Below are 17,599 nucleotides of genomic sequence, written 5' to 3' on the forward strand. Positions count from 1 at the left end.
GGGCGCTCGTGCGCAAGCTGCTGGTTCTCGCTCTGGTCGGGCTCGTCGCGCAGCTGATCGACGGCTCGCTCGGCATGGCGTACGGGCTGACCTCGTCCACTCTGCTGCTGGTCGCCGGGGTCGCCCCGGCCGCCGCCTCGGCCTCGGTGCACCTGGCCGAGATCGGCACCACGCTCGCCGCCGGGTTCGCGCACTGGCGCTTCGGCAACGTCGACTGGCGGGTGGTCACCCGCATCGCCCTGCCCGGCGCCATCGGTGCCTTCGCAGGTGCCACCCTCCTCAGCTCGATCTCCACCAAGGCGGCCGCGCCGTGGATGGCGGGCATCCTCTTCACGCTCGGCGCGTACCTGCTGGTCCGCTTCGCCCGACCGCTACGCACCGACCGCGTCGGCAGCCGGCTACGCGGACGTTTCCTCGGACCCCTGGGCCTGGTCGCCGGCTTCGTCGATGCGACCGGCGGCGGTGGGTGGGGTCCGGTGGCCACCCCGGCGCTGCTCGTCTCCGGGCGGATGGAGCCCCGCAAGGTGATCGGCTCGGTGGACACCGCCGAGTTCGTCGTGGCCGGTGCGGCAAGCGTCGGCTTCCTGATCGGGCTGGGCTCCGAGGGGTTTCTGCTCCCGACCGTCGCCGCGTTGCTGATCGGCGGGCTCATCGCCGCCCCGCTGGCCGCCTGGCTGGTGCGCATCGTGCCCGCCCAACTGCTCGGTGCGGCGGTCGGCGGCGTGATCGTGCTGACCAACGCCCGCACGCTGATTCGCTCCGCCGAACTCGACGGCCCGGTCCGCCCTGTCACGTACGCCCTGTTGGCCGCCGGCTGGCTGGCCGCCCTGGTGCTGGCCGTGCGCGCCCTTCGCCGCACTCGCCGGGCTCGCGCCGAAGCCGCCGAGGCCGCAGGCGCTTCCCCCGCCGTGGCCGTGCCCGCCGTGGCCGTGCCCGCCGTGGCCGTGCCCGCCGCGGCCGTGCCCGCCGCGAGCGCGCCCGCCGAGGTGCCCGTCGTTGCTTCCGCCGGCGCGGTCGCGGCCGATCTCGCCGCCACGGGTACGCCCACCACTCGCTGAACCCATCTGGGGGCAGCGGGATGAAGCGACGCCCGGTCAGACGTCGCGATCGACACGGTCGAGCCACCAAGGTCACGCTCGATCGTGGATGTAGTGGCTTCCCCGCGCTTCGTGGCCACTACATCCATGATCGAGCATGACCTTGACGGTCGAGGACGTCTCGACACCCGCTCCCGGCCCCTTGAACGGGCACTCGCCAGAAAGATCCGCGCAACAACGGGGATGTTGCTGCCGCGCGCGCGTCGGAGGCAGCAACATCAGGGAAGTTGCGTAGATCTTGGTGCGGGGTGCGGGGTGCGGGGTGCGGGGTGCGGGGTGCGGGGTGCGGGGTGCGCGCGGGGTGCGGGGCGCGGGATGAAGCGACGCCCGGTCAGACGTCGCGATCGCCACGGTCGAGCCACCAAGATCACGCTCGATCGTGGATGTAGTGGCCACGAGGCGTCGGGAGGCCACTACATCCATGATCGAGCACGACCTTGACAGCCGAGGACGTCTCGACACCCCCTCTCGGCCCCTCGAACAGGTGCTCGCCAGCAAGGGCGCGGGGTGCAGGGGTCACGCGACGACGACCCCACAGAACCTAGGGGGTGGGCAGGCTGTCGGCCGCCTCGGCGAGCAGTGTCCAGGCCTCGTCCACGTGCGCCTCGGTGCTCTGCGGCGAGCCGACCGCCAGTCGCAGCGTGTAGCGGCCGGCGATGCGGGTGTGCGTCAGGTACACGCGTCCGGTGGCGTTCACCGCGGCCAGTAGCGCGGCGTTGACGTCGTCGTCGGCGCGCAGCCGGAAGCAGACCAGCGCGAAGGGGTGTGCTGTCGTCAGTTCGAACCGGTCGTCGGCGCGCACCCGTTGGGCGAACCGCTCGGCCAACGCCACCCCGGAGCGGATGTGTGCCCGCAGCCCCTCGGCGCCGTACCAGCGCACCACGAACCACAGCTTCAGGGCGCGGAACCGTCGGCCCAGCGGCACCTGCCAGTCCCGGTAGTCGATCACCGCGCCGGATTCGGTTGCCGCGTTACGCAGATACTCCGGCAGCACGGTCAGCGCGTCGATCAACTCGGCGCGGTCGGCCACCCAGAACGCGTTGCAGTCGAATCCGGTGAGCAGCCACTTGTGCGGGTCGAAGCAGTACGAATCGGCGTACTCCACGCCGGCGTGGGACCACCGCAGTTCGGGGCAGACGGCGGCGGAGCCGGCGTACGCGGCGTCCACGTGCAGCCAGATTCCGTACTCGGCGCAGATGGCTCCGATCTCGGGCAGCGGGTCGATCGCGGTGGTGGAGGTGGTGCCGATGGTCGCCACCACGATGGCGGGTACGTCTCCGACGGCCAGGTCGGCCTCGATCGCCGCGCGGAGCGCGTCCGGCAGCAGTGCCTGGCTGTCCGGGTCCACCGCGATCGGACGGACGCCGTCGCTGCCCAGCCCGGCGATCCGCGCGGCCTTCTCGATGGAGGAGTGACCGTGCACGGAGGTGTAGGCGCGGTAGCGCCTGTCGAGGCCGGTGTCGCGCCAGCGGCCAGCGCTGGCCCGGTGCAGCGCGGCCAGGGTGGCCACCAGGGTCGCCGAGGACGCCGAGTCCTGGATGACCCCACCGCCGGTGTCGGTGGAGCGGAACCGCTGCGGCAGGTCCAGCAGTTGGGCCAGCCAGTCCATCAGCACCGTCTCCAGTTCGGTGCAGGCGGGGCTGGTGGCCCAGAGCATGCCCTGGACGCCGAGCCCGGAGCTGACCAGGTCACCGAGCACGCTCGGGCCGGAGGTGTTGGCGGGGAAGTAGCCGAAGAAGCCGGGGTGCTGCCAGTGGGTCAGTCCGGGTAGGACGATCGAATCCAGGTCGGCGAGGACCGCCTCGACCGGTTCGCCGCCGACGGTGGGTGGTGCGGTCGGCAGAGCGGCGGCCACCGTGCCGGGGGGATCGGCGGGGGTGACCGGTCGTTGCGCGAGCGTCGTCCAGTAGTCGGCGATCCAGTCGACGACGGCGTGGCCGGCGCGACGGAACTCGGCGGGGTCCATGTGGGGAGCACTCATCCGAAGGAGTTGATCAGGCATCGATCGTCGGGGCAAGGGGAGGCCGGTGCGGCATCGAACAACGCTCATCGATGTTGCGGTTCGGAAAGCGCTTGCCCTACGATGCGCGGTGAGTCGGATCCGCGAGTTCCAGGGCGTTTCACCCCCGATCAGATCGCCGTCCGCCGCCGTAGCGGCGAGACGGGTCCACTGTGCGTGCCGGGCAGGGCCGGTGGGCCGCCGCGATCACCCGCGGATCCTCGGAGGCAGTCCATGCACCCGTCCAGACATCGGCTGATCCTGCTCGCCGGCACGACGGCCGCCGCCGTCGTGGCCGGCACCCTCGGCACGGTGGTCGCCTCGGCCGCCGCTGTCGGCTGCCGGGTCGACTACCAGATCACCAACCAGTGGCAGGGCGGCTTCGGCGCCAACGTCACCGTCACCAACCTCGGCGACCCGGTCGACGGGTGGGCTCTCACCTGGTCGTACCCCGCCGGGCAACAGGTCGCCCAGGCGTGGAGCGCCGCCGTCACCCAGTCCGGCGCCCAGGTCACCGCCCGTAACGTCGACTACAACGCCGCCATCGCCACCAACGGCAGCGCCGGGTTCGGCTTCAACGGTTCGTGGACCGGCAGCAATCCGGTGCCGACCACCTTCGCGCTCAACGGCGCCACCTGCACCGGCACCCCGGCCACCGACGGACCGACCACCCCACCGCCGACGACCCCACCGCCGACGACTCCGCCCCCGACCACGCCACCCCCGACCACGCCACCCCCGACCACGCCACCCCCGACGACTCCGCCTCCGACCACACCTCCGGCCGGGGCGAAACAGATGGAGAACCTGGACCGAGGGTTGGTCAGCGTCCGCTCCGGCAGCGGCAACCTGGTGTCCTGGCGGCTGCTCGGCACCGAGACCTCCGGGGTGGCGTTCAACCTCTACCGGGGATCAATCAGGGTCAATGCCAGCCCGATCACCGGCGCCACCACCTACCTCGACAGCGGCGCGGCGGCCGGCTCGGCGTACACCGTGCGGGCCGTGGTCGGCGGCGCCGAACAGGCGGCGTCGGCACCGGCGCTGCAGTTCGGCAACGGCTACCTGGACGTGCCGTTGCAGGTCCCGGCCGGTGGCACCACCCCCAGCGGGGAGAGCTACACCTACAGCGCCAACGACGCCTCGGTCGGGGACCTCAACGGCGACGGCAGCTACGAGATCGTGCTCAAGTGGGACCCGTCGAACGCCAAGGACAACTCGCAGTCCGGCTACACCGGGAACGTCTACGTCGACGCGTACACCCTGACCGGCACCCGGCTGTGGCGGATCGACCTGGGCCGCAACATCCGGGCCGGCGCCCACTACACCCAATTCCAGGTGTACGACTACGACGGCGACGGCCGCGCCGAGGTGGCCATGAAGACCGCCGACGGCACCCGCTCCGGCACCGGCCAGCTCATCGGTTCGTCGTCGGCGGACCACCGCAACTCCGGCGGCTACGTGCTGGCCGGTCCGGAGTACCTGACCATGTTCAATGGTCAGACCGGCGCGGTGCTCTCCACCGTCAGCTACGACCCGCCGCGCGGCACGGTGTCGTCCTGGGGCGACTCGTACGGCAACCGGGTGGACCGGTTCCTCGCCGGCACCGCGTACCTGGACGGGCAGCGCCCCTCGCTGATCATGGCCCGGGGTTACTACACCCGCGCGGTGATCGCGGCGTGGGACTTCCGCAACGGCACGCTGACCAGGCGCTGGACGTTCGACTCGAACTCCTCCGGCAACGGCGCCGCTGCCGGCCAGGGCAACCACCAGCTCTCGGTGGCCGACGTCGACGCCGACGGCCGCCAGGAGATCGTCTACGGCGCCGCCACCATCGACGACAACGGTCGGTTGCTCTACTCGACGGGCAACGGGCACGGCGACGCGATGCACGTCGGTGACCTCGACCCGGGCCGCGCCGGCCTGGAGGTGTTCAAGGTCGACGAGGACGCCAGCAAGCCCAGCTCCTGGTTCGCCGACGCCCGTACCGGTCAGATCCTGTGGTCCACGCCGGCCTCCGGCGACAACGGCCGGGGTGTCTCGGCGGACATCTGGGCCGGCAGCCCCGGCGCGGAGTCGTGGTCGTCGGCGGTCGGCGGGCTGGCCAACACCAGAGGTCAGAACATCGGGCGCAAGCCGTCGTCGGCGAACTTCCTCGCCTGGTGGGACGGCGACCCGATCCGCGAGCTGCTGGACGGCACGAAGATCGACAAGTACGGCACCGGCGGCGAGACCCGGCTGCTCACCGGCGACCAGGTGGCGTCCAACAACGGCACCAAGTCCACTCCGGCGCTCTCCGGCGACATCCTGGGTGACTGGCGGGAGGAGGTGATCTGGCGAACCAGCGACAGTCGGGCCCTGCGCATCTACAGCACACCCACGCCGACCAGCACCCGGATCCACACCCTGATGCACGATCCGCAGTACCGGGTGGCGATCGCGTGGCAGAACACGGCCTACAACCAGCCGCCACACCCGGGGTTCTTCATCGGCGACGGAATGGCCAGCCCACCCACCCCGAATATCTACCTACGTTGATCTGACCCCTGGCGGACCCGAGCGGGGTCGCCTAGGGTGGCAGGCACCGGGCCGCAGCCGCGGAATCCGCTCAGCTCCGGCCCGGTGCGCCACACCGCGGCATTCCCGACCCGTCCCGACCGGGTATGCCGTACCACCACCGGCACCAACATTAGGCAGCATCGGGGTCGGCAGGGTGACGCTGACGTGAAGATCGTGTTTCATGCCCCCCGGTGCAGACCGCCCGCCACCTGCTCGGCGATCAACTCGTACGACCGCACCCGGTCGGCGACGTCGTACACCAGCGTGGTCAGCATCAGCTCGTCCGCGCCGGTGCGTTCCACCAGTTCGGTGAGCTGCCGGCGCACCGTCTCCGGCGAGCCCATCGCCTGACCGTCGCGGCGTTGCAGGACGAACTCCCGCTCGATCTCGGAGTACGGGTACGCCGCCGCCTCGTCGGGCGTCGACAGCGGTTCCGGCCGGCCGGAGCGCAACTTCAGAAACGACAACGCGCTCGGCCCCGCCAGCCACTCGGCCCGCTCGTCGGTCTCCGCGCACACCGCGTTGACCGCCACCATCGCGTACGGCTTGTCCAGCCACTGCGACGGTCGGAAGTTCTGCCGGTACAGGGCCAGCGCCGGCAGGGTGTTCGCCGAGCTGAAGTGGTGCGCGAAGGAGAACGGCAGACCGAGCAGGCCGGCGAGCTGGGCGCTGAAACCGCTGGAGCCCAACAGCCACACGGCCGGCTGCTCACCGTGGCCCGGGGTGGCGATGATCTGCCCCGGCTTCTCCCCGCTGAAGTAGTTCATCAGGTCGGCCAGCTCGCGTGGGAAACCCTCCGCGGACAGGCCCTCCATGGTGCGCCGCAGCGCCAGCGCGGTCACCTGGTCGGTGCCCGGCGCCCGCCCGATGCCCAGGTCGATCCGGCCGGGGTGCAGCGCCTCCAGGGTGCCGAACTGCTCCGCCACCACCAACGGCGCGTGGTTGGGCAGCATCACCCCACCCGAGCCGAGGCGGATCGTCGACGTGTTCGCCGCCAGGTGCGCCAGCAGCACGGCGGGCGCGGAGCTGGCGATCGCCGGCATGTTGTGGTGCTCGGCCACCCAGAACCGGTGGTAGCCCAACTCCTCGGTGCGGCGGGCCAACTCCGTGGTGGCCTCCAGGGCCGCGCCGACGGTGGTGCTCTTGGCGACCGGGGCAAGATCAAGAACAGACAACGGTACGGTGATCACACGCTCAGCCAACCCGTCTCGGGCCGGCTTTGTTCCGGCAAACGGGTTTTCGTCGGCCAGCTCACCCGCTGCTCAGCCCATCCCGCGCGCCTGTTCGAAGATCAGACTGGTCTGGGTGTGCTGCACCACCGGATCGACCGCGAGGTGGTCCAGCACGAAGTCGCGCAGCGCGTCACCGGACGCCGCCCGCACGTGCAGCACGTAGTCCTCCGCACCGGCCACGTGGAACACCGAGACCACTCCGGGCAGCCGCACCGACCGGGCCCGGAAGGCATCCACCGCCGCCCGCTCGTGCGCGGTCAGCCGTACCGACACCAGCGCCTGCAACGGCAGCCCGAGCGCGGCCGGGTCCACCTCGGCGTGGAAGCCGCGGATCGCGCCCCGCTCGCGCAGCGCCCGGGTACGGGTCAGACACGTCGACGGCGCCACCCCCACCCGCTCGGCGAGGGCGTTGTTCGGCAGCCGGCCGTCCGCCGCCAGCTCGGTCAGGATCGCGCGGTCCACCTCGTCCAGGGCCGGATACGGCCGCACATCGTTCGGCTCAGGAGACATCCGGCCATCCTCACCCGAATCCTCCGTCGAAACCAATGCCCTGGACAGAATCATCTGCCGAACCATTGCTTCCCAAGCAGGAGATGTTCGACGCTACCCGGCATGACAGCGATGGACACCCGGGCCGTACACGCCGGTCGTGACGACCTCCGCGCCCTCGGCGTGCACGTGCCGCCCATCGACCTGTCCACCACCAACCCACTGCCCTCGGTCGACGACGGCGGCGCCGCGTACGAACAACTCGCCACCGGCGGCACCCTCCCCAGCGCCGGCGGCGCCGTCTACCAGCGGCTCTGGAACCCCACCGTCGCCCGCTTCGAAACCGCCCTCGCCGAGCTGGAAGGCACCGCGCAGGCCGTCGCCTTCGCCAGCGGCATGGCGGCCCTCACCGCCACCCTGCTCGCCGCCGCCCGCGACGACCGCCGGCACGTCGTCGCCGTCCGGCCCCTCTACGGCGGAACGGACCACGTCCTCGCCACCGGCCTGCTCGGCACCACCGTCACCTGGGCCCGCCCCGACGAGGTCGCCGCCGCCATCCGCCCCGACACCGCGCTGGTCATCGCCGAGACGCCCGCCAACCCCACCCTCGACCTGGTCGACATCGCCGCGCTCGCCGCCGCGGCCGGCGACGTCCCGCTGCTCGTCGACAACACCGTCGCCACCCCCGTCCTGCAACAACCCGCCCGGCACGGCGCCACCCTCGTCCTGCACAGCGCCACCAAGAGCATCGGTGGACACGGCGACGTCCTCGCCGGCATCGTCGCCTGCGACGCCGACTGGGCCGCGCGACTACGTCAGGTCCGCGCGGTCACCGGCGCGATCCTGCACCCGCTCGGCGGCTACCTGCTGCACCGCGGCCTGCAGACCCTGCCGCTGCGCGTGCGCGCCCAGCAGGCCAGCGCCGAGAAGCTCGCCGGCTGGCTCGCCGGCCACCCCTCCGTACACCGGGTGCACCACCCCTCGGCGCACGACCCGGCGGCGCTGGTCGGTCGCCAGATGGCCGGACCCGGCAGCCTGCTCGCCTTCGAGGTACGCGGCGGCGCACCCGCCGCGGCCGCCGTCGCCGGCGCCTGCCACCTCATCACGCACGCGGTGTCCCTCGGCGGCGTCGACACCCTCATCCAGCACCCCGCCTCGCTCACCCACCGCCCGGTGGACGGCGACGCGAAACCCGCGGCCGGCCTCCTGCGTCTCTCCGTCGGCCTGGAAGACGCCGAAGACCTCCGCGCCGACCTCGCCCAGGCCCTCGAAACGATCGCCTGATCAGCGCAGTTCGCGGTTACCCAGCACGCGCGTTGGCGAGCCCTCCCGGGCCACCCGCAGCATCGCCCGACCGATCCCGTCCGTGGTGGTGACCTGGTTGGGGAAAAGTCGGCGCAGCACCGGGACCAGCGGACTGGTCGCCGCATAGAGCACCCGGTACCAGCGCGTCCTCGACACCGCCCCGTACGTCGGCTGGATGAACCCCGGCCGGGCCGCGTACCCGTTGGGCAGCAGATCGATCACCGCGTTCTCGGTACGACCCTTGACCCGCGCCCACATCACCCGACCTCGCTCCGACGAATCGGTCCCCACACCCGAAACGTAGACGAACGTGGCCCGCGGGCTCACCTCCGCCAACAGCCGCGCCGCCGCGAGTGGGTAGTCGTAGCTGACCCGCGTGTACGCCGCCTCGTCCAGGCCCAGCGAGGACACCCCCAGGCAGTAGAAACAGGCATCCACGCCGGTCAACTCGGCGCGCAGCGGGTCCAACTCGCCGACGTCGGCGACCGTCAGCTCCCGCAGCTTCGGATCCTGCCGGCCGGTCGGCCGCCGGCCGATCGTCACCACCTCCCGCACGTCGTCGGCGAGCAGGCACTCCCGCAGCACTCCCTGGCCCACCATGCCGGTCGCGCCGAAGATGACCACCCGCATCAGTTCCCACCCCTGTCGTCGAACCCGCCACCGGCCATCCGCCCGCGCGTCTGCCAGGCTTCCACGATCGGGGTGATCCGCGCAGGTAGCGGTCAGTACTTCGGGCCGACGTGCCGGTCCAGGGCGGCGACCGCGCCGCGCCGCGCCACCGACAGCGAGTTGGGTCGGTTCATCCGCCAGGCGATGCCCAGCAGGTCGAGGCTCCACTGGCACAGCGCCATGATGTCGGCCGACTCGTTGACGAACATGTAGCGCGGGTAGACGTAGGACTTGCCGCGCACGGTCACCCGGTTGGCGAACCGGCAGCCGTCGGAGTGGAACAACCCACGCAGGAAGTCACCCGGATGCGTCGCGACGATGTCCCGTTGCCAATCGGCGAGAATGATTCGACGTTCGTGTTTCTTGCCGGGACCATGCTGCGGAAGCAGGCATGGCCAGTGCTTGCCGGAGCTCTGCACGCTGACGCAACCAGGCTGTTGGACGCGCTGGACCTTCGCCGCGAGCACCTGCCGCATGCTGACGTCGCACGCCTCGATCAAGCCCGGCCAACTGCTGCTACAAGCGATGCGCAGCACCGGTACCCGTGCGGAGGTGACGAGATGCCCGTCGCCCAGGTAGAGACCGAGCAGGTAGAGGTATGCAGACGGATCTGTCTGATTCTTGACCTCCGGCCGGCAGCGAAAGCAACGAAGCTCGCTGCTGGACCTTCTCGGCTCGACCTGGTGCTTGCACCAGCCCCTGACCGTCGGGTACGGAAGTCTCAGACGTCTGGCAACCTCGGCGACCGTACTGCCGGCGAGGTGCTGCTGCCGCGCACGAATGCGTAGTTCAGGTGGATGCACATGACGATTTTTGAACAGCCGTACGACACCTTTGGTGCCCCCGGTGGGATTCGAACCCACACTGTCGGAGGTTTGAGCTCCGCTTCTCTGCCGGTTGGAATACGGGGACGCTTGGCCGAATGCTCTGGTGGCCTCCCATAGGTTACCTACTACGCTGAGGGCGGCGACACCCGGTCGGGTTGGTGTCGGCTCATGACTGGTGGGGGTAGGGCTGGTGGCTGAGATGCCGACGGATGCCGAGCGCAGGCGCGTGTTGATCGCCGAGGACGAGGCGCTGATCCGGCTGGACCTCGCCGAGATGCTCGTCGAAGAGGGTTACGAGGTGGTGGGGGAGGCCGGGGACGGTGAGACAGCCGTCCGCCTTGCCGAGGAGCTGAAGCCGGATCTGGTCATCCTCGACATCAAGATGCCGATCATGGATGGGCTTGCCGCCGCCGAGCGGATCGCCGGCGCCCGGATCGCCCCGGTGATCATCCTGACCGCGTTCAGCCAGCGTGACCTGGTCGAGCGGGCGCGGGCGGCGGGCGCGATGGCGTACCTCGTGAAGCCCTTCCAGAAGAGCGACCTGGTCCCGGCGGTGGAGATCGCGCTGTCGCGCTACTCCGAGGTCGCGGCCCTGGAGGCGGAGGTCGCGAGCCTGACCGACCGCCTGGAGATCCGCAAGGCGGTGGAGCGCGCCAAGGGCGCGTTGATGACCACGTACGGGATGACCGAGCCGCAGGCGTTCAAGTGGATCCAGCGCACGGCGATGGACCACCGGATGACCATGAAGGAGGTCGCCGAGCGGATCCTCGCGGAGACCGCCGGCGGCGAGGTGTCGCAGCAGCCGACCGTCTGATCGTTGTCAGGGGCTCGGCCGCGCGCGATCGGATCGATAGCATCACCTGCGTGTCGGTCCGGCGTGCGATCGCGATGTTCGTGGTTGCCGTCGCGCTGCTCGCCGGCTGCCGGGCCACCGAGGACGAGCGCCCACCCGAACCGGTCCGCCCACGGTGGGAGAAGGCGGATCTGCCGGTGCCCCCGGGTTCCCCCGGTCGGCTCATCGTGCGCGATGTGACCGCCTGCGCTGGTCAGTGGTACGCGGTCGGCGCGGTGGGTGCCGCGGACGGCGGAACCCGGCCGGCGGCCTGGCGCAGCGCGGACGGCCGAGGTTGGGTGCCGCTGCCGTCGCGACCGATCAGTTACTACGGCGAGCGCGCGATCCTCTATGCCGTCGGCTGTCACGAGGGCCGGATCGCCGTCGTCGGGGCCCGCTCGGGTGGTGCGCACGGCAATCCACGGGTGCGGACGTGGCGGCAGGACGCCGACGGCGGTCTGACCGAGGTGCCGGCGGAGTTCGAGCTGTACGGCGGACCGGACGCGGTCAGCGTCAGCCGCATCGCGGGCGGCGCCGGCGGGTGGCTGATCGCGGGTGCCCGGACGGGCGGCGCGGCGGTGTGGCGTTCCCCGGACGCGGCCGGCTTCGCGTTGGTCGACGACGCCCCCGGGTTGGCAAGTGATTCGAGGCTGACGACGATCGCCACGGATGCGCTCGCGGTACCCGACGGTTGGTTGGTCGGTGGCGCCGGCCGGCCGGCGGACCGGGCCGACCGTGATCCGTTCGTCTGGTCGGGGGAGGGCCGGACGTGGACGCGGCTGGCGTTGCCAGCGACGAACGCGGACGAGATCGTGCAGCGTCTCGTCCGGGTCGGTGCCGTCGTGCACGCCCTGGGAGTGCGGGGCAGCGGGTTCCAGGCGTGGGCGTTCGTGCCCGGCGCCGGGTCGCCGGGGACGGCGACGGGTGCGGGCGAGTGGCGGGCGGTCGCCGGATTCGGGGCGACGGGAACCGGGGCGGTGGCGGGGGTGGAGGCGGCCGCCGGCGGTGGTGACGTGTTGCTGGCGATGACGGTGGCGGCCGACGGACATCGGCTGTGGCGGTCGGCCGCGGATGGCGCGTCGTGGGTGCCGGTGGCGCTGCCGGTGGAGGTCTCCGCTGGTGGGGACACATCGGGGGCGGTTGCGACGCAGGACGGTCGGATGGTGGTCACCGTCGATGACGGGGTGGCGGCGAAGGTGTGGTTCGCGCCTTCCGGGCACGTCTGACGGGTTGTCGACATCCGCCGATGTGACATCTAAACGCGAGGTTCCCCCTCTCTGGTAACGGTTGAGTCAATGCCGCCTACGACACCTTACGGTGAGTAGTGCTTGTGGGATAACGTCCCGCCCCAGACCGGGTGAACGGTCCGGTCCGTTGTCGCCTTGGCGTTCTGCCAGGTGCCGGCGGGCTTCTGGACGGAGGAGGGGTTCCAGCCTTGAGGCAAAACTTCGTGCGCGTCCTCGGCAGCGTCGCCATCTTGGCGCTTGTTGCCGGCGGCGCCAGCGCATGTAAGAAGGACGAGGGCACGTCGGAAGGTTCCGCCAACAAGGCGTGCGACCTCAAGATCGGTTTCTTCGGCGCGCTCTCCGGCGCCGACGCCGGCCTGGTCACCCCGATGAAGCAGGGTGCCGACCTGGCCGTGGAGAAGTACAACGCGGAGAACGCGGACTGCAAGGTCACCGTTCAGGCGTTCGACTCGCAGGGCAAGGCCGACCTGGCCGGTGGCCTCGCGACCAGCGCGGCGGCCGACACGAAGATCGTGGCGATGGTCGGACCGGCGTTCTCCGGTGAGAGCGAGGTCGCGCTGCCGATCTTCGACACCGCGGGTCTCGCCGTCATCAGCCCGTCGGCCACGCGGCCGAGCCTCTCGGAGAAGGGCTGGAAGGTCTTCCACCGCGGTGTGGGTAACGACTTCTCCCAGGGTCCGGCGATCGCCAGCTACATCAAGAACGTGCTGAAGGCCCAGAAGGCCTTCGTCATCGACGACCAGTCGGCGTACGGCGCGGGTCTGGCTGACGAGGCCAAGAAGGGCCTCGGTTCGCTGATCATCGGCACCGACAAGGTCGTCGACAACGCGCAGGAGTTCGGTGCGCAGATCTCCAAGGTGAAGACCAGCGGCGCGACGGTGCTGTTCTACGCGGGTTACACCGAGGAGGCGGCGCCGTTCCTGAAGCAGCTGCGGGCTGCGGGCTGGACCGGCACGTTCATCGGCGGCGACGGCATCAACGACGCCAACATGCTGTCGGTGACCGGGCAGAAGGACGTCGAGGGCACCATCGCGACCTGCCCGTGTGGCCCCGCCACCGCGGCCAAGGGCACCTTCGTGACCGACTTCAAGGCCAAGTACAACGTGGACCCGGGTGTGTACGCGGACGTGTCGTTCGACCTGGCCAACATCTACCTCGAGGCGATCAAGGGCGGCAAGACCACCCGCGCCGACATCCAGGCCTTCCTCTCCACCTACAACAAGGCCGGTTCCGCCTCTGGCGTGACCTACAAGTGGGAGCCGACCGGCGAGCTGGACCCGGCGCAGGTCAAGGTGTGGGCCTTCAAGGCGAAGGCCGGTGCGTGGGCTCCTGACGTGGAGGTCCCGAAGGCCTGATCCCGTTGGGGGTCACAGGTTGAGGGCGTGACGAACAGAGCTGTTTCGAGGCGGCCGGGGTGTGTAACCCCGGCCGCGTCGACTCAGCGCAACACCCTTCGGAGCATCGGTGGACTTTGCAGAACTCGTCCGGGGCTTCCCGGAACTGACCACAACCGGGTTGGTGCAAGGAGCGATCTACGCGCTCATCGCCCTTGGCTACACCCTCGTCTACGGCGTACTTCGCCTGATCAACTTCGCGCACTCCGAGGTCTTCATGATCGGCACGTTCGGTGCCATCTGGACCTGGGCGGCCTTCGGGCTTGATAGCAACAGCGGCGCTCCGTCGGTGGGTAAGGCGCTGCTCCTCATCGCACTCGCGATCGTGGCGGCGGCGTTGCTGTCCGGCAGCGTCGCACTACTGATCGAGGTTACCGCATACCGTCCGCTACGGCGGCGCAACGCGCCACCACTGGCCTTCCTGATCACGGCCATCGGCGCGTCGTACGCGCTGATGGAGTTGATGGGCACGCTGACCCAGCGCCGCCAGGTCGGCTCGCCGGCTCTGCTGCCCTCCGACACGCTGTTCAGCATCGGTGGCTGGAGCGTCACGCCGGTGCAGATGCTGACGCTGAGCGTGGCCATCCTGATGATGGTCGGGCTGGACTGGTTCGTTAACCGCACCCGTTTCGGCAAGGGCATCCGCGCGGTCGCGCAGGACGCGAACACCGCCGCGCTGATGGGTGTCAACAAGAGCCGCGTGATCGCACTGGTCTTCGTGCTGGGTGGTCTGATGGCCGGTGTGGCCGCTGTCTTCAGTGACATGAAGAGCGGAAACACCCGGTACAACATCGGCTTCCTGCTCGGCCTCAAGGCGTTCTCCGCCGCGGTGCTGGGCGGTATCGGCAACCTGCGGGGCGCGGCGATCGGCGGCATTCTGCTGGGTCTGGTCGAGAACTACGGGTCGGCGCTGTTCGGCTCGCAGTGGCGGGATCTCATCGCGTTCGTGGTGTTGATCGTCCTGCTCATGTTCCGGCCGACCGGTCTGCTGGGCGAGTCGTTGGGGAGGGCGCGGGCATGACCGCTCTGCGAGAGCGTTGGCACTCCGCATCGAGTGCCTTCGGTCGGCGGGTCGACGGCCTGCCGAAGTCCGCCCGGATCACCGGGTTGCTGGCCTTCGTCGCCTTCCTCTACGTCCTGCCGAACAAGTGGTTCTACGAGTACCTGAACATTCCGGGTCTGTGGATCCCGCTGTACACGACGCGCAACGACATGGCGGCGGTGCTGTTCTACTGCGCGTGGATCGTGCTGCTGTCGCTCGGTCTCAACGTGGTGGTCGGGTACGCGGGCCTGCTGGACCTGGGCTTCTTCGGCTTCTTCGCCGTCGGCGCGTACACGGTGGCGTTGTTGACGTCGCCGGAGAGCAAGCTGATCACCGAGTACAACTGGCTGGAGAGCCCGTGGCCCTGGCTGGTCACGGTGCCGATCGCGGTCTCCCTGGCGTTCCTGTCCGGTGTGCTGCTGGGCGCTCCGACGCTGCGGCTGCGTGGTGACTACCTGGCGATCGTGACGCTCGGTTTCGCGGAGATGATCCGGATCATCGCCAAGAACCAGGACTGGATCTTCAACGGTGACCGGGGAATCCCGCAGGTGGCTCACCCGCCGGGCAAGAACCCGGACGGTACCGCCATCTTCCAGTTCGAGTTCAAGCCGTACTACTGGCTGCTGCTCACCGTGATCATCGGTGTCGTCTTCCTGATCCGTAACCTGGCCAACAGCCGGGTGGGTCGGGCCTGGGTCGCGATCCGTGAGGACGAGGACGCGGCCGAGCTGATGGGCGTGCCGACCTTCCGGTTCAAGCTGTGGGCGTTCGCCATCGGCGCGGCGGTCGGCGGGTTGTCCGGCACGCTGTGGGCCGGCCAGGCCAACTTCGTCAACTCCTCGACGTTCTCGTTGGAGAACTCGATTCTGGTGTTGGCGGCGGTGCTGCTCGGTGGCGCGGGCAGCATCGGCGGTGCGATCCTCGGTGGCTTCCTGGTCATCTACATTCCGGAGTGGCTGCGGTCGGTGGGTGATGTCTTCGGCCTGCCGGAGACGGCTACCGTCTTCGGTAACGACTTCGACGTGAGCCCGACGTCGTTGCGCTACTTCATCTTCGGGATCCTGCTGATCATCGTGATGATCTTCCGACCGCAGGGTCTCTGGCCGAACCGGCGGCGCGCCGCCGAGCTCAAGGACCGGCAGAAGGAGGTGGCTGTCGTTGAGTGAGCCACGGATGGGTAGCGAGCGCGACGCCACCAGCGAGCGGGACATGGCGATCGATGCCCGGACGACGGTGGGTACCCCGCCGGAGACCTCGTCCACACCGGACGAGGTGGTCAGCGAGCCGACCCCGACCAATGGTCGTAAGCCGCTGCTGGAGGTCGACCACGTCACGCTGCGGTTCGGCGGCGTGGTGGCCCTCAACGACGTCAACTTCACCCTCTACGAGGGGGAGATCCTCGGGCTGATCGGCCCGAACGGCGCGGGCAAGACCACCTGCTTCAACGCGATGACGGGCGTCTACGCCCCGACGACCGGGCAGATCCGGTTCCGGGGCGAGAAGGTCAGCGGCCGTAAGCGGTTCCAGATCACCAAGATGGGCATCGCACGTACCTTCCAGAACATCCGGCTCTTCCCGGAGATGACGGCACTGGAAAACGTGCAGGTCGGCGCGGACGCCAACCACAAGACCAGCGTCCCGAGCGCCCTGCTGCGGTTGCCGCGGCACTGGCGGGAGGAGCGACAGGGCAAGGCGAAGGCCCGCGAGCTGCTGGAGTTCGTCGGCATCCAGGGCCGCGCCGGCGACCTGGCCCGCAACCTGTCGTACGGGGACCAGCGTCGACTGGAGATCGCTCGGGCCCTGGCCACCGATCCCACCCTGCTCTGCCTCGACGAGCCGGCCGCCGGCTTCAACCCCGCCGAGAAGGTGGCCCTGCTGCAGCTGATCCGCAAGATCCGCGACTCGGGCGTCACCGTCCTGCTGATCGAGCACGACATGCGCCTGGTCATGGGCGTGGTGGACCGGTTGGTGGTGCTGGAGTTCGGGCAGAAGATCGCCGAGGGGTCGCCGGCCGAGGTGCGCGACGATCCCAAGGTGATCGCGGCCTACCTGGGAGGTGTCGAGGATGCTGCTTGAGATCGACAACCTGAAGCTGCTCTACGGTCGGATCGAGGCGCTGCACGGCATCAGCCTGCACGTGGACCAGGGCGAGATCGTGGCGCTCATCGGCGCGAACGGCGCCGGCAAGACCACGACCATGAAGGCGATCTCGGGGCTGCACGCCATCTCCGGCGGCAGCATCAAGTTCGAGGGCAACGATGTCAGCCGGCTCCGCGCCGACCTCCGGGTGATCCGGGGCATCGGGCAGTCACCGGAGGGACGTGGTGTGTTCCCCGGCATGACCGTGCTGGAGAACCTGGAGATGGGGGCCTACACCCGTCGGGACAAGGCCGAGATCACCAAGGACCTGTCCATGGTCTTCGACCTGTTCCCCCGGCTGCACGAGCGCCGGAAGCAGGCCGGTGGCACGCTCTCCGGCGGTGAGCAGCAGATGCTGGCGGTGGGTCGGGCACTGATGACCCGTCCGAAGCTGCTGCTGCTGGACGAGCCGTCGATGGGGCTGGCGCCCAAGTTGATCCAGCAGATCTTCGAGATCATCACGCGGATCAACGAGCAGGGCACCACCATCCTGCTGGTCGAGCAGAACGCCCAGCAGGCGCTCTCCCGGGCCCACCGGGGGTACGTGCTGGAGACTGGCCGGATCGTCAAGGAGGGCACCGGCGAGCAGCTCCTGCACGACCCGGCGGTCAAGGAGGCGTACCTCGGCGTCGCCTGAGTGACCTGTGTGGTGGCCGGTCATCCCGTGCGGGGTGGCCGGCCGTCGCCGTCGCGGCGGGCGTCCGTTCTGACGTCGGCGTCGCGCGGCGGGCTGTGCGTTTTGTCGTCGGCGCGCGTGGTGCCGCCGGCCAG

The 17,599-nt window shown here is 69.9% G+C and carries 15 protein-coding genes and 1 tRNA gene; 10 read left to right on the forward strand and 6 right to left on the reverse strand.

The genetic code is table 11. The annotated features are described in order from the left end of the window. The first annotated feature begins 8 nt into the window (after positions 1 to 8). Positions 9 to 1,058 (forward strand): sulfite exporter TauE/SafE family protein, encoded by a 1,050-nt coding sequence (locus tag AB0C01_RS16540; RefSeq protein ID WP_357571524.1) that lies wholly within the window; start codon positions 9 to 11, stop codon positions 1,056 to 1,058. Positions 1,059 to 1,638: 580 nt separating this feature from the next. Here the strand turns inward: AB0C01_RS16540 and AB0C01_RS16545 are convergent. After that, positions 1,639 to 3,078, reverse strand: a complete 1,440-nt coding sequence (locus AB0C01_RS16545) for a pyridoxal-dependent decarboxylase (RefSeq protein ID WP_357571525.1) — start codon at positions 3,076 to 3,078, stop codon at positions 1,639 to 1,641. A gap of 252 nt (positions 3,079 to 3,330) precedes the next feature. Between AB0C01_RS16545 and AB0C01_RS16550 the strand changes: the two genes are divergently transcribed. Continuing rightward, positions 3,331 to 5,631 (forward strand): cellulose binding domain-containing protein, encoded by a 2,301-nt coding sequence (locus tag AB0C01_RS16550; RefSeq protein ID WP_357571526.1) that lies wholly within the window; start codon positions 3,331 to 3,333, stop codon positions 5,629 to 5,631. 200 nt (positions 5,632 to 5,831) lie between these two features. Here AB0C01_RS16550 and AB0C01_RS16555 read toward each other — a convergent pair whose 3' ends face one another. Both AB0C01_RS16555 and AB0C01_RS16560 read right to left on the reverse strand, forming a co-directional pair. Further along, positions 5,832 to 6,842 carry an LLM class flavin-dependent oxidoreductase gene (locus AB0C01_RS16555; RefSeq protein ID WP_357571527.1) on the reverse strand — a complete coding sequence of 337 codons (1,011 nt, stop codon included), beginning with the start codon at positions 6,840 to 6,842 and terminating at the stop codon, positions 5,832 to 5,834. Between the two features lie 72 nt (positions 6,843 to 6,914). Next, positions 6,915 to 7,394, reverse strand: coding sequence for an Lrp/AsnC family transcriptional regulator (locus AB0C01_RS16560; protein ID WP_124815755.1), 480 nt, complete (start codon positions 7,392 to 7,394; stop codon positions 6,915 to 6,917). A 111-nt stretch (positions 7,395 to 7,505) separates the two neighbouring features. On the opposite strand from AB0C01_RS16560, the gene AB0C01_RS16565 reads away from it, so the two are divergent. Further along, on the forward strand, positions 7,506 to 8,657 hold the full coding sequence (locus AB0C01_RS16565) for an aminotransferase class I/II-fold pyridoxal phosphate-dependent enzyme (protein WP_357571560.1): 1,152 nt from the start codon (positions 7,506 to 7,508) through the stop codon (positions 8,655 to 8,657). On the opposite strand, the gene AB0C01_RS16570 is transcribed toward AB0C01_RS16565, so the two are convergent. The 3 genes from AB0C01_RS16570 to AB0C01_RS16580 form a co-directional block, all read right to left on the reverse strand. Further along, positions 8,658 to 9,308 carry an NAD-dependent epimerase/dehydratase family protein gene (locus tag AB0C01_RS16570; RefSeq protein ID WP_357251257.1) on the reverse strand — a complete coding sequence of 217 codons (651 nt, stop codon included), beginning with the start codon at positions 9,306 to 9,308 and terminating at the stop codon, positions 8,658 to 8,660. A gap of 92 nt (positions 9,309 to 9,400) precedes the next feature. Beyond that, complete coding sequence (locus AB0C01_RS16575; RefSeq protein WP_357251260.1) at positions 9,401 to 10,210, reverse strand: transcriptional regulator; 810 nt, start codon at positions 10,208 to 10,210, stop codon at positions 9,401 to 9,403. Then, positions 10,183 to 10,259 (reverse strand) — tRNA-Leu (locus tag AB0C01_RS16580). The genes AB0C01_RS16575 and AB0C01_RS16580 overlap by 28 nt, the downstream gene beginning before the upstream one ends. 105 nt (positions 10,260 to 10,364) lie before the next feature. Here AB0C01_RS16580 and AB0C01_RS16585 point away from each other — a divergent pair. From AB0C01_RS16585 to AB0C01_RS16615, 7 genes are all read left to right on the forward strand, one after another. Beyond that, the gene (locus AB0C01_RS16585; protein ID WP_088991522.1) at positions 10,365 to 10,988 is read left to right on the forward strand and encodes a response regulator; all 624 of its coding nucleotides are present in this window, start codon (positions 10,365 to 10,367) and stop codon (positions 10,986 to 10,988) included. A 50-nt stretch (positions 10,989 to 11,038) separates the two neighbouring features. After that, on the forward strand, positions 11,039 to 12,232 hold the full coding sequence (locus AB0C01_RS16590; protein ID WP_357571528.1) for a hypothetical protein: 1,194 nt from the start codon (positions 11,039 to 11,041) through the stop codon (positions 12,230 to 12,232). A 209-nt stretch (positions 12,233 to 12,441) separates the two neighbouring features. Further along, positions 12,442 to 13,608, forward strand: a complete 1,167-nt coding sequence (locus AB0C01_RS16595; protein WP_357251266.1) for a branched-chain amino acid ABC transporter substrate-binding protein — start codon at positions 12,442 to 12,444, stop codon at positions 13,606 to 13,608. Positions 13,609 to 13,717: 109 nt separating this feature from the next. Continuing rightward, positions 13,718 to 14,668 carry a branched-chain amino acid ABC transporter permease gene (locus AB0C01_RS16600; protein WP_357251269.1) on the forward strand — a complete coding sequence of 317 codons (951 nt, stop codon included), beginning with the start codon at positions 13,718 to 13,720 and terminating at the stop codon, positions 14,666 to 14,668. Beyond that, positions 14,665 to 15,855 carry a branched-chain amino acid ABC transporter permease gene (locus AB0C01_RS16605; RefSeq protein ID WP_357374450.1) on the forward strand — a complete coding sequence of 397 codons (1,191 nt, stop codon included), beginning with the start codon at positions 14,665 to 14,667 and terminating at the stop codon, positions 15,853 to 15,855. The genes AB0C01_RS16600 and AB0C01_RS16605 overlap by 4 nt, the downstream gene beginning before the upstream one ends. A gap of 43 nt (positions 15,856 to 15,898) precedes the next feature. Beyond that, entirely contained in the window at positions 15,899 to 16,765 is an 867-nt protein-coding gene (locus AB0C01_RS16610; protein ID WP_357251444.1) for an ABC transporter ATP-binding protein, read from the forward strand. Then, positions 16,755 to 17,465 carry an ABC transporter ATP-binding protein gene (locus AB0C01_RS16615; protein WP_357251275.1) on the forward strand — a complete coding sequence of 237 codons (711 nt, stop codon included), beginning with the start codon at positions 16,755 to 16,757 and terminating at the stop codon, positions 17,463 to 17,465. Before AB0C01_RS16610 ends, AB0C01_RS16615 begins: the two co-directional genes overlap by 11 nt. The last annotated feature ends 134 nt before the right edge of the window (positions 17,466 to 17,599 follow it).

The sequence above is a fragment of the Micromonospora sp. NPDC048905 genome, assembly GCF_040649655.1.
GTDB lineage: Bacteria > Actinomycetota > Actinomycetes > Mycobacteriales > Micromonosporaceae > Micromonospora.